16 protein-coding genes are annotated in these 15531 nt (G+C 72.0%); 8 read left to right on the forward strand and 8 right to left on the reverse strand.

The features are described 5' to 3' along the window. Nucleotides 1–36 precede the first annotated feature (36 nt). From acs to E6U81_RS16670, 4 genes are all read left to right on the forward strand, one after another. Complete coding sequence (gene acs, locus E6U81_RS16655; protein WP_206309950.1) at nt 37–2037, forward strand: acetate--CoA ligase; 2001 nt, start codon at nt 37–39, stop codon at nt 2035–2037. Between the two features lie 208 nt (nt 2038–2245). Continuing rightward, nucleotides 2246–3679, forward strand: a complete 1434-nt coding sequence (gene nhaA, locus E6U81_RS16660; RefSeq protein WP_136230869.1) for a Na+/H+ antiporter NhaA — start codon at nt 2246–2248, stop codon at nt 3677–3679. Between the two features lie 76 nt (nt 3680–3755). Continuing rightward, nucleotides 3756–4214, forward strand: a complete 459-nt coding sequence (locus E6U81_RS16665) for a phage holin family protein (RefSeq protein ID WP_136230870.1) — start codon at nt 3756–3758, stop codon at nt 4212–4214. After that, complete coding sequence (locus tag E6U81_RS16670) at nt 4211–5170, forward strand: alpha/beta hydrolase (protein ID WP_136230871.1); 960 nt, start codon at nt 4211–4213, stop codon at nt 5168–5170. Before E6U81_RS16665 ends, E6U81_RS16670 begins: the two co-directional genes overlap by 4 nt. 322 nt (nt 5171–5492) lie before the next feature. Here E6U81_RS16670 and E6U81_RS16675 read toward each other — a convergent pair whose 3' ends face one another. The 3 genes from E6U81_RS16675 to nth form a co-directional block, all read right to left on the reverse strand. Further along, a complete protein-coding gene (locus E6U81_RS16675; protein WP_136230872.1) occupies nt 5493–6695 on the reverse strand; it encodes a MarP family serine protease in 1203 nt (400 codons plus the stop codon). 13 nt (nt 6696–6708) lie between these two features. Further along, nucleotides 6709–7431, reverse strand: coding sequence for a CoA pyrophosphatase (locus E6U81_RS16680; RefSeq protein ID WP_240803853.1), 723 nt, complete (start codon nt 7429–7431; stop codon nt 6709–6711). Nucleotides 7432–7505: 74 nt separating this feature from the next. Next, on the reverse strand, nt 7506–8336 hold the full coding sequence (gene nth, locus E6U81_RS16685; protein WP_240803854.1) for an endonuclease III: 831 nt from the start codon (nt 8334–8336) through the stop codon (nt 7506–7508). Nucleotides 8337–8624: 288 nt separating this feature from the next. On the opposite strand from nth, the gene E6U81_RS16690 reads away from it, so the two are divergent. Both E6U81_RS16690 and E6U81_RS16695 read left to right on the forward strand, forming a co-directional pair. Continuing rightward, nucleotides 8625–9299: a Crp/Fnr family transcriptional regulator gene (locus tag E6U81_RS16690; RefSeq protein WP_003981529.1), complete on the forward strand. Its 675-nt coding sequence runs from the start codon at nt 8625–8627 to the stop codon at nt 9297–9299. Nucleotides 9300–9470: 171 nt separating this feature from the next. Further along, the gene (locus E6U81_RS16695) at nt 9471–10301 is read left to right on the forward strand and encodes a nucleotidyltransferase domain-containing protein (protein WP_136230874.1); all 831 of its coding nucleotides are present in this window, start codon (nt 9471–9473) and stop codon (nt 10299–10301) included. On the opposite strand, the gene E6U81_RS16700 is transcribed toward E6U81_RS16695, so the two are convergent. The 5 genes from E6U81_RS16700 to E6U81_RS16720 all read right to left on the reverse strand — a co-directional run bounded on the left by E6U81_RS16700 (nt 10298) and on the right by E6U81_RS16720 (nt 13222). Continuing rightward, a complete protein-coding gene (locus E6U81_RS16700) occupies nt 10298–10600 on the reverse strand; it encodes a hypothetical protein (RefSeq protein ID WP_136230875.1) in 303 nt (100 codons plus the stop codon). The two genes, E6U81_RS16695 and E6U81_RS16700, sit on opposite strands and share 4 nt — an antisense overlap. Then, nucleotides 10597–11442 carry an MBL fold metallo-hydrolase gene (locus E6U81_RS16705; protein WP_136230876.1) on the reverse strand — a complete coding sequence of 282 codons (846 nt, stop codon included), beginning with the start codon at nt 11440–11442 and terminating at the stop codon, nt 10597–10599. The genes E6U81_RS16700 and E6U81_RS16705 overlap by 4 nt, the downstream gene beginning before the upstream one ends. Next, the gene (locus E6U81_RS16710) at nt 11439–12350 is read right to left on the reverse strand and encodes an NUDIX hydrolase (RefSeq protein WP_136230877.1); all 912 of its coding nucleotides are present in this window, start codon (nt 12348–12350) and stop codon (nt 11439–11441) included. Before E6U81_RS16710 ends, E6U81_RS16705 begins: the two co-directional genes overlap by 4 nt. A 240-nt stretch (nt 12351–12590) precedes the next feature. Next, a complete protein-coding gene (locus E6U81_RS16715; RefSeq protein ID WP_030648108.1) occupies nt 12591–13064 on the reverse strand; it encodes a RidA family protein in 474 nt (157 codons plus the stop codon). After that, nucleotides 13061–13222 carry a DUF4177 domain-containing protein gene (locus tag E6U81_RS16720; protein ID WP_007264966.1) on the reverse strand — a complete coding sequence of 54 codons (162 nt, stop codon included), beginning with the start codon at nt 13220–13222 and terminating at the stop codon, nt 13061–13063. The genes E6U81_RS16715 and E6U81_RS16720 overlap by 4 nt, the downstream gene beginning before the upstream one ends. 72 nt (nt 13223–13294) lie before the next feature. Between E6U81_RS16720 and E6U81_RS16725 the strand changes: the two genes are divergently transcribed. Together E6U81_RS16725 and E6U81_RS16730 are read left to right on the forward strand one after the other, a co-directional pair. Next, nucleotides 13295–14275, forward strand: coding sequence for an ArsA-related P-loop ATPase (locus tag E6U81_RS16725; RefSeq protein ID WP_136230878.1), 981 nt, complete (start codon nt 13295–13297; stop codon nt 14273–14275). Next, nucleotides 14272–15525, forward strand: coding sequence for an ArsA-related P-loop ATPase (locus tag E6U81_RS16730; protein ID WP_206309951.1), 1254 nt, complete (start codon nt 14272–14274; stop codon nt 15523–15525). Before E6U81_RS16725 ends, E6U81_RS16730 begins: the two co-directional genes overlap by 4 nt. Nucleotides 15526–15531 lie beyond the last annotated feature (6 nt).

The following is a 15531-nucleotide window of genomic DNA, read 5'->3' on the forward strand; positions in this document are numbered from 1 at the left end:
CTACCCCTTGTCACCTGGGCCGCAGACTGATGAGCTATGCCCGGGGACACAACGGACACCCTGGGAAAGGGAGATGTCGTGAGCAATGAAAGCCTGGCCAATCTGCTCAAGGAGGAGCGGCGGTTCGCACCGCCCGCCGATCTGGCCGCCGCCGCCAATGTGAAAGAGGCTGCGTACGCACAGGCCGACGCGGACCGGCTGGGCTTCTGGGCCGAGCAGGCCCGGCGGCTGACCTGGGCCACCGAGCCGACCGAGACGCTCGACTGGACGAACCCGCCCTTCGCGAAGTGGTTCGCGGACGGCAGGCTGAACGTCGCGTACAACTGTGTGGACCGCCACGTCGAGGCCGGAAACGGCGACCGCGTCGCCATCCACTTCGAGGGCGAGCCCGGCGACAGCCGCGCGATCACCTACGCCGAGCTCAAGGACGAGGTCTCCAGGGCCGCCAACGCCCTGACCGAGCTGGGCGTCGAGGCCGGCGACCGCGTCGCCGTCTACCTCCCGATGATCCCCGAGGCGGTCGTCGCGATGCTCGCGTGCGCCCGTATCGGCGCCGCGCACTCCGTGGTCTTCGGCGGCTTCTCCGCCGACGCCGTCGCCTCCCGGATCCAGGACGCCGACGCCAAGCTGGTCATCACCGCCGACGGCGGCTACCGCCGCGGCAAGCCCAGCGCCCTGAAGCCCGCCATCGACGAGGCCGTCGCCAAGTGCCCGCAGGTCGAGCACGTGCTCGTCGTACGCCGCACCGGCCAGGACACCGCCTTCACCGAGGGCCGCGACGTCTGGTGGCACGACGTGGTCGCCCGCCAGTCCGCCGAGCACACGCCGCAGGCCTTCGACGCCGAGCACCCGCTCTTCATCCTCTACACCTCGGGGACCACGGGTAAGCCGAAGGGCATCCTGCACACGTCCGGCGGCTATCTCACGCAGGCGGCGTACACCCACCACGCGGTCTTCGACCTGAAGCCGGAGAGCGACGTCTACTGGTGCACGGCCGACATCGGCTGGGTGACCGGGCACTCCTACATCGTCTACGGGCCGCTCGCGAACGGCGCCACGCAGGTCATGTACGAGGGCACGCCGGACACCCCGCACCAGGGCCGCTTCTGGGAGGTCGTGCAGAAGTACGGCGTCACCATCCTCTACACGGCGCCCACGGCCATCCGCACGTTCATGAAGTGGGGCGACGACATCCCCGCGAAGTTCGACCTGTCGAGCCTGCGCGTGCTGGGCTCGGTCGGCGAGCCGATCAACCCCGAGGCCTGGATCTGGTACCGCAAGCACATCGGCGGCGACCGCTGCCCGATCGTGGACACCTGGTGGCAGACCGAGACCGGCGCGATGATGATCTCCCCGCTGCCGGGCGTCACGCACACCAAGCCGGGCTCCGCCCAGCGCGCCCTGCCCGGAATCTCCGCCACCGTCGTGGACGACGAGGCGCACGAGGTCCCGAACGGCGGAGGCGGCTACCTGGTCCTCACCGAGCCGTGGCCGTCGATGCTGCGCACCATCTGGGGCGACGACCAGCGGTTCATCGACACCTACTGGTCCCGCTTCGAGGGCAAGTACTTCGCGGGCGACGGCGCGAAGAAGGACGACGACGGCGACATCTGGCTGCTGGGCCGGGTGGACGACGTGATGCTGGTCTCCGGCCACAACATCTCGACCACCGAGGTCGAGTCGGCGCTCGTCTCGCACCCCTCGGTCGCCGAGGCGGCCGTGGTCGGCGCCGCCGACGAGACGACCGGCCAGGCCATCGTGGCCTTCGTCATCCTGCGCGGCAGCGCCTCCGAGACCGAGACCCTGGTCGCGGACCTGCGCAACCACGTGGGCAGCACGCTCGGCCCGATCGCCAAGCCCAAGCGGATCCTGCCGGTCCAGGAGCTGCCGAAGACCCGCTCCGGCAAGATCATGCGCCGCCTGCTGCGCGACGTGGCGGAGAACCGCGCGGTCGGAGACGTCACCACGCTCGCCGACTCCTCGGTCATGGACCTCATCCAGAGCAAGCTCCCGGCCGCCGCCGGCAGCGAGGACTGACCGGGCGACACCGGCGACCCACCCGGGGAGGGGCACTCGGCGCGACGCGCCGGGTGCCCCTTTCGCGCATAAAGTGATGATCGCCGGATACGCCCTCGCGTACACCCTGTAAAATATTGAAAGCGTAAAAGTTTCACAGGGTGCGCCGGGAAGTCTGGTCGGCAACGAGTTCCGCCATGCCGTCCAACACCCCCCGGAGGTGCCCCTCGTGGCCGCGCCCTGCCCCACCGACCACAAGAGCCGCAAACTGCTCGGCCGCCTGTCGCTGCCCGAGAGCCGCTACATCGCCGATGCCCTGCGCGCCGAGACGGTGGGCGGAGTCCTGCTGCTCGTGGCCGCCATCGCCGCCCTGTTGTGGGCCAACATCCCCGCCATCTCGGACAGCTACGCGAGCGTCCGGTCCTTCCACATCGGCCCCGCCTCCCTCGGCCTGGACCTCTCCCTCCAGCACTGGGCGGCCGACGGGCTCCTCGCCGTCTTCTTCTTCGTCGCCGGCATCGAGCTCAAGCGCGAACTCGTGGCGGGCGACCTGCGCGATCCCAAGGCCGCCGCGCTCCCGGTGATCGCCGCCCTCTGCGGCATGGCCGTGCCCGCGCTGGTCTACGCCCTGGTCAACATCACCGGCAACGGCTCGATGGACGGCTGGGCCGTCCCGACGGCCACCGACATCGCCTTCGCACTCGCCGTCCTCGCCGTCATCGGCACCTCCCTGCCGTCGGCCCTGCGCGCCTTCCTGCTGACTCTCGCCGTCGTCGACGACCTCTTCGCCATCCTGATCATCGCCGTGTTCTTCACCAGCGAGATCGACTTCCTGGCCCTCGGCGGCGCACTCGTCGGACTGGTCCTCTTCTGGTTCCTGCTGCGCCGCGGCATCCGGGGCTGGTACGTCTACGTCCCGCTCGCCCTGGTCATCTGGGGCCTGATGTACAACAGCGGCGTCCACGCCACCATCGCCGGGGTCGCCATGGGCCTGATGCTCCGCTGCACCCGCAGGGAGGGCGAGCGGACCTCACCCGGCGAGCACATCGAGCACCTGGTCCGGCCCGTCTCCGCCGGTCTCGCCGTGCCCCTCTTCGCGCTCTTCTCCGCCGGCGTCTCGCTCTCCGACGAGGCCATCGCTCAGGTCTTCACCCGCCCCGAGACCCTGGGCGTCGTCCTCGGCCTCGTCGTCGGCAAGGCCGCGGGCATCTTCGGCGGCACCTGGCTGGCCGCCCGCTTCACCCGGGCCGAGCTGAACGAGGACCTGGCCTGGCCCGACGTATTCGCCGTGGCCACGCTCGCCGGCATCGGCTTCACCGTCTCCCTCCTCATCGGCGAGCTCGCCTTCGCGGGCGACCAGACCCTCACCGACGAGATCAAGGCCGCCGTGCTGCTCGGCTCCCTCATCGCCGCCGTGATCGCATGCGTCCTGCTCAAGCTCCGCAACAGCCGCTACCGCGCGCTCACCGAGGCCGAGGAGCGCGACGAGGACCACGACGGCATCCCGGACATCTACGAGGAGGACAAGCCCGAGTACCACCTGCGGATGGCGAAGATCTACGAGGACCGGGCCGCGGAACACCGCCGCAGGGCGGAGAAGGCGGCCGCCGCCGCGCTCCAAACCGCAGCCGGGTCCACCACCGAGGCCGACCGTCCGGCATGATCTGAGTGACGAAGCAGGGACACACGCACGACCGCCGCCAGGTGGCGGGCGACGCGGACGACAGAGGGAGAGAGCGATGAGCGCAGTGGACCAAGAGGCGCAGGGAGCCGAGCGCACACTCGGCCAGCTGGTCGCCTCGGCCACCGCCGAGATGTCCGCCCTGGTTCACGACGAGATCGCCCTGGCCAAGGCGGAAATCCGCGAGGACGTCAAGCGCGTGGGCAGCGGTTCCGCCTCGATCGCCGTCGCAGGAGTGTTCGCCGTCTTCTCCCTCCCGGTGCTGACTTTCGCCGCGGCGTACGGCATCCACAACCTGGGGCTCGGCCTGGCCTGGTCCTTCCTGATCGTCGGCGGCGCGTTCCTGCTGATCGCGGGCGTGCTCGCGCTGATCGCCGTACGGAAGTTCAAGAAGGTCAAGCCGCCGGAGAAGTCCATCGCCTCGGTCAAGCAGACCGCCGCGCTGGTCGGGACCGTCAAGCCGCACCCGCGGCCGGTCAGTGACAAGGCTGTAGGTGTGGCACGCTCGTCCTCATGACAGCGCCCACGCCGGACCCCAGCATTCCGCCCACGGCAGCCACAGCCGTGCGGCTCGGCCTCCCCGGCGGGGAAGCGGTGACGCACCGGGACGTGGCCGCCAACGGCGCCCGCTTCCACGTCGCCGAGCTCGGTGACGGACCGCTGGTGCTGCTGCTGCACGGCTTCCCGCAGTTCTGGTGGACGTGGCGGCACCAGCTGACCGCGCTCGCCGATGCCGGGTACCGGGCCGTCGCGATGGACCTGCGCGGAGTCGGTGGCAGCGACCGCACCCCGCGCGGCTACGACCCCGCCAACCTGGCCCTCGACGTCACCGGGGTCATCCGGTCCCTCGGCGAGCCGGACGCCGCACTCGTCGGTCACGACCTGGGCGGGTACCTCGCCTGGACGGCGGCCGTCATGCGGCCCAAGCTGGTGCGCCGGCTCGTCGTGTCGTCCATGCCGCATCCCCGGCGGTGGCGCTCGGCGATGCTGTCGGACTTCGGGCAGACCCGGGCGAGTTCCCACATCTGGGGCTTCCAGCGGCCGTTCGTCCCCGAGCGGCAGCTCGTCGCCGACGGCGGGGCCCTCGTGGGGGACCTGATCCGCGACTGGTCAGGGCCGCGGCCTCCCGAGGAGGACGACCTCGCCGTCTACCGGCGGGCCATGTGCATCCCCTCCACCGCGCACTGCTCGATCGAGCCGTACCGCTGGATGATGCGGTCGATGGCCCGGCCCGACGGGCTCCAGTTCAACCGGCGGATGAAGCGCCCGGTCCGCGTGCCCACGCTGCACCTGCACGGTTCGCTCGACCCGGTGATGCGGACGCGGAGCGCCGCGGGATCCGGCGAGTACGTCGAAGCCCCCTACCGTTGGCGGCTGTTCGACGGGCTGGGGCACTTCCCGCACGAGGAGGACCCCGTCGCCTTCTCGACCGAGCTGGTGAACTGGCTGAAGGACCCCGAGCCCGACCGCTGACCGCCCGCCGCGCGAACGGCAGTTCAGTGGTCAGATCGTCTTACGAGCATTCAATTGCCCCGCGCATAGGCCAATTGGCCGCCCCCTACGCGATTACGGACCTTGAGGCCCGGGCACAGAGCCGAGTATGAGCTGGACGCACGACTACGGTGACACCGCGCACGAACGCCGCTCGGCAGCTACGCCGGGCACGCACGAGAGGGCCGGCCGACACGGCCACGACCCACACCTCGGGATTCCCCTCATCCTGCGCCGCCGGGCCCGCTGGGTCTCCGCACGCCTGCGGCATCCACGGACGTAGGGACCCGGCGGGGGCGCCGGGTCAGAGGGCGCAGCCCTGGCTCTCGACCCTGCGCTCGGCGGTCCGGCCCTTCTCGATGTCGTCGCGGATCTCGTCCACGGTCAGCGCGTAGCCGGTGTTCGGGTCGTCGAGGGACTTCGCGAACACGACCCCGTACACCTTGCCGTCGGGGGTCAGCAGCGGGCCGCCGGAGTTGCCCTGCCGGACCGTCGCGAACAGCGAGTAGACGTCGCGTCGGACAGTACCGCGGTGGTAGATGTCCGGTCCGTTGGCGTTGATCCGGCCGCGGACCCGGGCCGCGCGGACGTCGTACGCGCCGTTCTCCGGGAATCCGGCGACGATCGCGTCGCTGCCGCTCGCCGCGTCCTTGTCGGTGAACTCCAGCGGCGGCGCCTTCAGCTTGGGCACGTCCAGGACGGCGATGTCGCGCTCCCAGTCGTAGAGCACGACCTTGCCGTCGTAGAGCCTGCCCTCGCCGCCGATCTGCACGGTCGGCTCGCCGACCCCGCCCACGACGTGCGCGTTGGTCATGACCTTGCCGGGCGCGAAGACGAAGCCCGTGCCCTCCAGGACCTTGCTGCAACTGGGCGCCGTGCCGACGACCTTCACGATCGAGCGCTTCGCCACGTCCGCGACGGGGCTGGTGGCCAGCGCCGGATCGGGCGCCTTCACCTCGGTGATGGGCTCGTTGGAGAACGGGCTGAACACCTGCGGGAAGCCGTTGCGCGCGAGAGTGGAGCTGAACTCCGAGAACCAGTTGTTCGCCTGGTCGGGCAGCACCCGCGAAACGCCCAGCAGGACCTTGGAGTTGCGGACCTCCTTGCCCAGGGTGGGCAGCGAGGTGCCGGCGAGCGCCGAGCCGATCAGCCAGGCCACGAGGAGCATCGCGACGACGTTGACCAGGGCTCCGCCGGTGGCGTCGAGCACGCGCGCCGACGGGCCGGTGATCTGGCGGCGGAGCTTGCCGCCGAGATGGGTGGTCAGCGCCTGGCCGACCGAGGCGCAGATGATGATCGCCACGACGGCGATGACGACGACCGTGGTGGACACCTGGGTGCCGTTGTCGGTCACCCGGTCCCAGATCAGCGGGAGCAGGGCAACGGCGACGAGGCCACCGCCCAGGAAGCCGATCACCGACAGGATGCCGACGACGAACCCCTGGCGGTAGCCGACGATCGCGAACCACACGGCGGCGAGCAGCAACAGGATGTCCAGCACGTTCACGTGGGCCACCGTCTCATGCGTGCCAGTCGAGCGGGACCTGACGTGATCGGTCCCACGGACGTTCCCATCCGGCGAAGTGCAGGATCCGGTCGATCACCCCGGCCGTGAAACCCCAGACGAGGGCCGATTCGACGGTGAAACCGGGGCCCAGGTGGCCCCGCGGGTGGACCGTCGTGACCCGGTGCTCGGGATCCGTGAGGTCGGCCACCGGAACCGTGAACACCCGGGCGGTCTCGGCCGGGTCCACGACGCCCACCGGGCTCGGGGTGTGCCACCACCCGAGGACCGGGGTCACGACGAACTCGCTGACCGGGATGTAGAGCCGGGGCAGCACCCCGAAGAGCTGCACCCCGGAAGGATCGAGCCCCGTTTCCTCCTCGGCCTCGCGCAGCGCGGCGGCCAGCGGGCCCGTGGTGTGCGGATCCCCGTCTTCCGGATCCAGCGCGCCGCCCGGGAAGGACGGCTGGCCCGCATGGGAGCGGAGGGTTCCGGCACGTTCCATCAGGAGCAGCTCCGGACCGCGGGACCCCTCCCCGAAGAGGATGAGGACGGCGGACTGCCGCCCGCGGCCGTCCTCGGGCGGCAGGAAACGGCTCAGCTGCCGCGGCTCGACGGTCCGGGCCGCCTTGACGACGGGATCGAGCCAGTCGGGCAGCCCCGCGGTGGTGACGGCCGGGCCGCCCCCCTCGCGCACTCCCGCAGCGACCCCGGCCTCGTCCCGTGTACCGCGCGTCATAGGCACCCCTGTCCGCGTTCCTCTGTCAACAGCGTCTCCCACACCGCAAACGCGGTCCGGGTACCGATTCGTTCCTACGCCTGCTGCGCCGCGCCCGCGCCCAGCGGCGGGGCGGGCAGGCCCGGGTAGTCCGGGGGCGGACTCAGCCGCTGGCCCGGCTGGCCGCCCTTCTCGTACTTGAGCAGCTTCCTCGCCTTCTCCGGGTCCGTCTCGCCCTCCCCGTACGCCGGGCAGAGCGGGGCGATCGGGCAGGCCCCGCAGGCGGGCTTGCGGGCGTGGCAGATGCGGCGGCCGTGGAAGACGACCCGGTGCGAGAGCATCGTCCACTCGCTCTTCGGGAAGATCGCGCAGATCTCCGCCTCGACCTTCTCCGGGTCCTCCTGCTCGGTCCACTTCCAGCGGCGCACCAGCCGGCCGAAATGGGTGTCCACCGTGATCCCGGGAACGCCGAACGCGTTGCCGAGGACCACGTTGGCGGTCTTGCGGCCGACGCCCGGCAGCTTGACCAGGTCCTCCAGCCGGCCCGGCACCTCCCCGCCGTGGTCGTCCCGCAGCGCCTGGGAGAGGCCCAGCAGCGACCTGGCCTTCATCCGGAAGAACCCGGTCGGGCGGATGAGCTCCTCCAGATCCTCGGGGACGGCCGCGGCCATGTCCTCGGGGGTCGGGTAGGCCGCGAAGAGCGCCGGGGTCGTCTGGTTCACGCGCAGGTCGGTGGTCTGCGCGGACAGCACTGTCGCGACGAGCAGCTCGAAGGGATTGCGGAAGTCGAGCTCCGGATGGGCGTACGGGTAGGTCTCGGCCAGCTCTCGGTTGATCCGGCGCGCCCGGCGCACCATGGCCAGGCGGGATTCCGGCTTGGCAGCCTTCGGTTTCTTGGCCGAAACTTTGCCCTGAGGGGCAGTCACGGCCTTCGGGGGCACCTCCGAAGGACCTTGTTCGCCCACAGCTGAATTTCGGGCGTCCGTCACTCCTGCGGACCCCTTGGCCTGTGCTCTCACCGGCTTATTGGACACCCGGCCAGCCTAAGGCCGGGCGCTGACACCCGCCCGGACCTCAGGTAACACGACTCCGATTGGCCTCTCGCCGCACAGCACGCCCGTCCGTCCGGCATCCTTGTGATTGATCGCACTGTTTGAGCCGTCCGGCAAAATGGGGAGCGGTCCCCTGAGCTGGTCGACATAGGAGAGAGACTCGTGGACGACGTTCTGCGGCGCGCCCCGCTCTTCGCGGCGCTCGATGACGAGCAGGCCGCGGAGCTCCGCGCCTCCATGGGCGAGGTGACCCTCGCACGCGGTGACGCCCTGTTCCACGAGGGCGACCCCGGCGACCGGCTGTATGTCGTGACCGAGGGCAAGGTGAAGCTGCACCGCACCTCCCCCGACGGCCGCGAGAACATGCTGGCCGTCCTCGGCCCCGGCGAGCTGATCGGCGAGCTGTCGCTCTTCGACCCGGGCCCGCGCACCGCCACCGCCACCGCCCTGACCGAGGTCAAGCTGCTCGGCCTCGGCCACGGCGACCTCCAGCCCTGGCTCAACGCCCGGCCCGAGGTCGCGACCGCGCTGCTGCGCGCCGTCGCCCGGCGCCTGCGCAAGACCAACGACCAGATGTCCGACCTGGTCTTCTCCGACGTTCCCGGCCGCGTGGCCCGGGCGCTCCTCGACCTGTCGCGCCGCTTCGGCGTGCAGTCGGAGGAGGGCATCCACGTCGTCCACGACCTCACGCAGGAAGAGCTCGCGCAGCTCGTCGGCGCCTCGCGCGAGACCGTGAACAAGGCCCTGGCCGACTTCGCGGGCCGCGGCTGGCTCCGCCTGGAGGCCCGTGCGGTGATCCTGCTGGACGTGGAGCGCCTCGCGAAGCGCTCCCGCTGACGACACCCGCACGCCGCACGTCGCGCGGCGCATCAGAAGGGTCCTGTCCGGCCGGACAGGCCCCTTCCGCGTGCCCGGGCGTGGCACGGGGGCGGGTCCGTTCGCGGGGGCTCCCCTCCGGCTCCCCCGCGCCTCGGACGCCGGCGGCGCCGACCTGTGCACAGTGGAGGTATGGAGCACAGGGGTCTGGACGCCTACGGGTACTTCGAGCGGGAGGGCTCCCTCGGGCAGGTGCAGAACGAGTTCCGGGGGGTCGTGGCCGCCGCGCGCGAGCGGACGGCCGAGGCGTACGGGCGGCGGCTGCACAGCGCGTACCTGTACGGTTCCGTGCCGCGCGGGAGCGCCCGGCCCGGGCACTCCGACCTCGACCTGCTGCTCGTCCTGCACCACGCGCCCTCGCACGACGACCGCGACACCGCCGAGGTCCTCGCGCGCGGCCTCGACGAGGACTTCGAGGAGATCGGCGGGGTCGGCGTCCTGCTGCACGACAAGGACACCGTGCTGAGCGAGGAGGAACGATTCGACCTGGGCTGGTTCCTCGCCTGCCTGTGCACCCCGCTGCTCGGCGCGGACCTTGCCGAGCACCTGCCGCGCTACCGGCCGGACAGCCTGCTCGCCCGTGAGACCAACGGCGACCTCGCCTCGCTCCTGCCCACGTGGCGGACCAGCCTGCGGGAGGCCTCCGGACCGCAGGAGTACCGGCGGCTCAGCCGCCTCTTCGCACGCCGCCTGGTGCGCACAGGATTCACGCTGGTCATGCCCCGGTGGGGCGGCTGGACCAGCGATCTGGCCGAGTCCGCCGAGGTATTCGGCAGCTACTACCCGGAGCGCGCCGCCCAGATGCGGGCCGCCGCCGCGGTGGCCCTGGATCCGGTGGAGGATCCGGCCGTCCCGCGCGGTTACGTCGAGGACCTCGGCCCGTGGCTCGCGGACGAGTACACGGCCCGCCACGGCACGAAGACGCGGCTCTCCGGGCGCGGGGGCGGCGCCCAGGCCGTCTAGTTCTTCTGCAGGCCGACGGCGAGGGCGTCGACGGCCAGCTTGGCCTCCGCCAGGCCCGCGCCGGTGATGCGGCGGTAGGCCTTGATGGCCGAGATGTGCCGGTCCGCGCGGATCAGGTCCCGCACCTCGTCCATGCCCGCCGGCTCCGGCTCCTCGATGCCCAGGTGGTCCAGCAGCAGCGCCAGGCGGCGCTCCGTCCGGTCCGCCTGCACCTGGAGGCCCTTCACGCGCAGCGACACCGTCGAGGTGATCCACCCGGCGGTTCCTATGAGCATGACGAGCAGGAACACGGTGTTCATTCGGGCCCTCCAGGGATCAATCCGTGATCTTGAAGGTACTCGAGCTGAGCGCGGACGGACCATTGCGCCGCCGGCCACAGAGAGCGGTCCACGTCCGCGTACACCTGGGCCACGACCGCGTCGGGCGTGGTGAAGCCGTTCTCGACGGCCGTCTCGACCTGTGCCAGCCGGTGCGCCCGGTGGGCCAGGTAGTACTCCACGGCGCCCTGTGCGTCCTCCAGGACCGGCCCGTGCCCCGGCAGGACGGTGTGCACGCCGTCGTCCACGGTGAGGGAGCGCAGGCGGCGCAGGGAGTCCAGGTAGTCGCCGAGGCGCCCGTCGGGGTGCGCGACCACCGTGGTGCCGCGGCCGAGGATGGTGTCGCCGGTCAGCACCGCCCGGTCGGCGGGCAGGTGGAAGCAGAGCGAATCGCTGGTGTGGCCCGGGGTCGGGACCACGCGCAGCTCCAGCCCGCCGGTCCGGATCACGTCCCCGGCGGCGAGGCCCTCGTCGCCCAGGCGCAGGGCCGGGTCCAGCGCGCGCACCTTGGTGCCGGTGAGCTCGGCGAAGCGGCCGGCGCCCTCCGCGTGGTCGGGGTGTCCGTGGGTGAGCAGGGTGAGCGCGACCCGCTTGCCCGCCTGCTCGGCGGTGGCGACGACCGCCCGCAGGTGGGCCTCGTCCAGCGGGCCGGGGTCGATGACGACGGCGAGGTCCGAGCCCGGCTCGGACAGCAGCCAGGTGTTGGTGCCGTCCAGGGTCATGGCGGAGGCGTTGGGGGCCAGGACGTTCACCGCGCGGGCGGTCGCCGGCCCGGAGGTGACGAGTCCGCGGGGCTGCCCCGGCAGTGCTGCGGCGTCGCTCATGCGGGACCTCCGGGGCCTCCGGGGCGCCCGAGACGGACGCGCTTGGTGAACTCGTCGTGGCCCGGCCAGCTGAGCACCACCTCGCCGTCCTCCAGAGCGGCCTGCGCCAGCACCGGGGCGAGCTCCTGGGCCCCGGCCGCGGTGAGCGCGTCCGCGGCGCTCCCGTACGGCTCCAGGGAGCGCAGCGTGGAGATGGTGGGCGGCATCATCAGCAGCTCGCCCTTGTCGTAGCCGGCGGCGGCGTCGGCCGGGCGGATCCAGACGGTCCGGTCGGCCTCGGTGGAGGCGTTGCGGGTGCGCTGGCCCTCGGGGAGGGCTGCCACGAAGAACCAGGTGTCGTAGCGGCGCGGCTCGAACTCGGGAGTGATCCAGCGCGCCCACGCCCCGAGCAGGTCGGAGCGCAGCCACAGGCCGCGGCGTTCGAGGAAGCCCGCGAAGGACAGCTCCCGGGCCACGAGGGCCTGCCGGTCCGCCTCCCAGTCGTCACCGGTGGTGTCGCCGACGACGGTGTCCCGGGTCGGGCCGGCGAGCAGGACGCCCGCCTCCTCGAAGGTCTCACGTACGGCGCCGCAGACGATGGCCTGCGCGGTGCGGGGGTCGGTCCCGAGCCGGGCCGCCCACTCCGCCTGGGAGGGACCCGCCCAGCCGACGTGGTGCTCCTCGTCGCGGGGGTCCACCCCACCGCCCGGATAGGCGTACGCGCCGCCGGCGAAGGCCATGGAGGCCCGTCTGCGCAGCATGTGGACGACGGGGCCGCCCTCAGGAGTGTCGCGCAGGAGCATCACGGTGGCGGCGAGCCGCGGTTCCACCGGGGTGAGCGAGCCGTCCGCGAGCGCGCGGATGCGGTCGGGCCATTCGGGCGGGTACCACTGGCCCCCGGCGGGGGGCTGCTGCTGACCATTCGGCATGGCCGGATGCTACGGCCATCCGGCCCGATGTTCGAGGGCCCGCCTCCCGTGCACCCTCACGCGCCGCCGCGTCCCGTGCCGCGCGGCACCGGCGAGGGGCGCGGCAGCCCGGCCGTCCCGGGCCCGGGACGGCCGCACCCGGGGGCCTTGCCCACCCGGGTGCGGCACGCCGCAGTGCGAAGCCGCGGGGCGCCCGGCCGGGTGCAGGCCGGCGCCCGTCCGTACGGCTCCCCGCAGGGGTCAGGCTCCGGGGACCAGCTCGACCTGGATCTCGACCTCGACGGGCGCGTCGAGCGGCAAAACCGCCACACCGACGGCGCTGCGGGCGTGGACGCCCTTCTCGCCGAGGACGGCGCCGAGCAGCTCGCTCGCGCCGTTCAGCACGCCCGGCTGGCCGGTGAAGTCGGGGGCCGAGGCGACGAAGCCGACGACCTTCACGACACGCGCGATCTTGTCGAGGTCACCGACGACCGACTTGACGGCGGCCAGGGCGTTCAGCGCGCAGGTGGCGGCCAGTTCCTTGGCCTGCTCCGGGGAGACCTCGGCGCCGACCTTGCCGGTGACCGGCATGCTGCCCTTGACCATCGGGAGCTGGCCCGCGGTGTAGACGTAGGCGCCCGACCGCACGGCCGGCTGGTACGTGGCGAGCGGCGGGACGACCTCGGGCAGGGTCAGGCCGAGCTCGGCCAGCTTCGCGTCGACGACGCCGCTCATGCCTTCTCCCGCTTGAGGTAGGCCACGAGCTGCTCGGGGTTGTTCGGGCCGGGCACGACCTGGACGAGCTCCCAGCCGTCCTCGCCCCAGGTGTCCAGGATCTGCTTGGTGGCGTGAACCAGCAGCGGGACCGTCGCGTATTCGAACTTCTTGGTCATGGGAGCGAGGGTAGTGCCTGTGATGCGGGGCTCATGCGCGCCCCGGGAGGCGAGTGGTTAGGCTCGGTCGATGTGAGCAGGCTCCAGGTGGTCAGCGGCAAGGGCGGCACCGGCAAGACCACGGTCGCCGCGGCACTCGCGCTTGCCCTCGCGCGCGAGGGCAGACGGACTCTTCTGGTGGAGGTCGAGGGCAGGCAGGGGCTCGCGCAGCTCTTCGGCGCCGAGGCGCTCCCCTACGAGGAGCGCAAGATCGCGGTGGCGCCGGGCGGGGGCGAGGTCTTCGCGCTCGCCATCGACGCCGAGCGGGCGCTGCTGGACTACCTCCAGATGTTCTACAAGCTCGGCTCGGCCGGACGCGCCCTCAAGAAGCTCGGCGCCATCGACTTCGCCACGACCATCGCCCCCGGCCTGCGCGACGTGCTGCTGACCGGCAAGGCGTGCGAGGCGGTGCGCCGCAAGGACAAGGCCGGGCGGTTCGTCTACGACCACGTGATCATGGACGCGCCGCCGACCGGGCGGATCACCCGGTTCCTGAACGTCAACGACGAGGTGGCGGGCCTGGCCCGGTTCGGCCCGATCCACAACCAGGCGCAGGCCGTCATGAAGGTGCTCAAGTCTCCCGAGACGGCGGTGCACCTGGTCACCCTCCTGGAGGAGATGCCCGTGCAGGAGACCGCGGACGGCATCGAGGAGCTGCGCGAGGCGGGGCTGCCGGTCGGCCGGGTCGTCGTCAACATGGTCCGCCCGCACCACTTGGACGAGGACACCCTGCGCACCGCGGCCGAGGAGCACCGCGCCGGGGTCGCGAAGGCGCTGTCCCGGGCGGGCCTGGGCGGCGCGCGCCGCGGCGGGCTGGCGGAGCGGCTGGTCGATCCGCTGCTCGCGCAGGCCGCCGAGCACGCGGGCCGGGTGGAGCTGGAGCGCGCGCAGCGCGCCGTACTGGCGGGCCTGGACCTGCCGACGTACGAACTGCCCCTGCTCGGGGCGGGGATGGATCTGGCCGGGCTCTACGAGCTGGCCAAGGAACTTCGGAAGCAGTCGGTGGCCGAATGAGCGAGGGGGTGGACACGGTGGGCCTGGACACTCCGCCGCGGCTGGCGGTCGACCGGCTGCTGGACGACCGGGAGACCCGCATCATCGTGTGCTGCGGGGCGGGCGGCGTCGGCAAGACCACCACGGCCGCGGCGCTGGGCGTACGGGCGGCCGCGCGCGGGCGGAAGGCGGTCGTGCTGACCATCGACCCGGCGCGGCGGCTCGCGCAGTCGATGGGGATCGACTCGCTGGACAACACCCCTCGCAGGGTCCGGGCCGCCGGCGAGGGCGGCGGCGAACTGCACGCCATGATGCTGGACATGAAGCGGACCTTCGACGAGATCGTCGAAGCGCACGCGGACACCGAGCGGGCCCGCGCCATCCTCGCCAACCCCTTCTACCAGTCCCTGTCGGCCGGCTTCGCGGGCACGCAGGAGTACATGGCGATGGAGAAGCTCGGGCAGCTGCGGGCCCGGGACGACTGGGACCTGATCATCGTGGACACCCCGCCGAGCCGGTCGGCGCTGGACTTCCTCGACGCGCCGGGGCGCCTGGGGTCCTTCCTGGACGGGAAGTTCATCCGGGTGCTGATGGCTCCGGCGAAGGTGGGCGGCCGGGCCGGGATGAAGTTCCTGAATGTCGGCATGTCGATGATGACCGGCACCCTCAGCAAACTGATGGGGGCTTCGCTGCTGAAGGACGTACAGACCTTCGTGGCGGCGATGGACACGATGTTCGGCGGCTTCCGCACACGCGCCGACGCGACCTTCCGGCTGCTCCAGGCACCCGGTACGGCCTTCCTCGTGGTCGCGGCGCCCGAACCGGACGCCCTGCGCGAGGCGGCGTACTTCGTGGAGCGGCTGGCCGCGGAGCGGATGCCGCTGGCCGGCCTGGTGCTCAACCGGGTGCACGGCAGCGGCGCCGACCAGCTGTCCGCCGAACGGGCGTTGGCCGCCGCAGAGAATCTTGAAGAAGGCGGCATTGTCGATCAGGAGTCCGGGAAAGCTGGACTTCGTGACACGGCCGCCGAACCCCCCGGCGCCGATGACGACACCACGGCCGTCGACCGGATCACGGCAGGACTGCTGCGCCTGCACGCCGAACGGATGCAGGTGATCGCGCGTGAGCAGCGCACGCGTGATCGCTTCACCTCGCTCCACCCCGAAGTGGCGGTGGCTGAAGTGGCCGCCCTGCCCGGCGATGTGCACGACCTCGCCGGGCTGCGGGCCATCGGAGAACGACTCGCGGCCGGGGTGCCGGCCGGAGCGTAGGCGTTC

This window comes from Streptomyces sp. A0592 (genome assembly GCF_004795115.1).
In the GTDB taxonomy this organism is placed as follows: domain Bacteria; phylum Actinomycetota; class Actinomycetes; order Streptomycetales; family Streptomycetaceae; genus Streptomyces; species Streptomyces erythrochromogenes.